At 56.3% G+C, this 746-nt stretch carries 1 protein-coding gene and 1 pseudogene; one reads left to right on the top strand and one right to left on the bottom strand.

Annotated elements, in window-relative coordinates; all coding sequences use genetic code 11:
• On the bottom strand, positions 1-335 hold a 335-nt coding region (locus KNO86_RS14565), incomplete at its 3' end, for a transposase (protein WP_214697377.1).
• Positions 336-350: 15 nt separating this feature from the next.
• On the opposite strand from KNO86_RS14565, the pseudogene KNO86_RS14570 reads away from it, so the two are divergent.
• Positions 351-746: pseudogene (locus KNO86_RS14570) on the top strand (hypothetical protein); the annotation flags it as partial.

Raw genomic sequence — 746 nt, forward strand, 5'->3', positions numbered from 1 at the left:
TAGGCCTGGCTGATCGTCGAATGGTCGGGAACCTTCTCATCGATGCCGAGACCGAGGAACCAGCGATAGGCGAGGTTCGTCTGAACCTCTCTCACGGTCTGGCGCACGGAACGGATGTTGAACAGGGGGCCGAGTAGGATGATCTTGATGATGATTTCCGGATCGATGCCGGGCGTGCCGGTGTTCGAATAGAGCGGGGCGCAGAGTCGATGGACAATCGAGAAGTCGATGTGGCGGTCGAGTCTCCGGACGAGATGATCCTGCGGGACCAGCTGGTCCAACGTGGTCTTCGATCGGATCGGTTCATGTCGCTTCTCGGGATGGGCGCGATACATATCGGGTACCTCCTTTTGATGACGGGCGGACGTGGTGTTTACCTTCTTCTTTCCCCGTTTGGACCGGTTCAAAGTATGTATCGGGCTTTTTCTTCGGCCATCGTGGCCTCAGAAAAAGACAAATGGCCGCCAAAGGTGGCGACCATTCGTGTGACTCGTCCGACGGCGCCCCGACTCCTGCAGGAAAGCAATCCGACGGAGACCCAGCAGCGACTTCAGTCGCGATGCGGCTCCGGGATTGCCTGCGGAAAGCGTGGACGCCGGAAGGACGAGTTCGAACATCTTATTTGTCAACAAGCTGAAGAGATGCGTAAGCATCTCTTCAGGCTGTTGACGAACCAAATCGCCACGTGCGATTTGGTTCGTCTTTTTTTATGTTCAACGAGCTTGAGGCGCTCTGCCCGACAAAAG

This window comes from Exiguobacterium sp. s160 (assembly GCF_018617575.1).
Taxonomy (GTDB): domain Bacteria; phylum Bacillota; class Bacilli; order Exiguobacteriales; family Exiguobacteriaceae; genus Exiguobacterium; species Exiguobacterium aestuarii_A.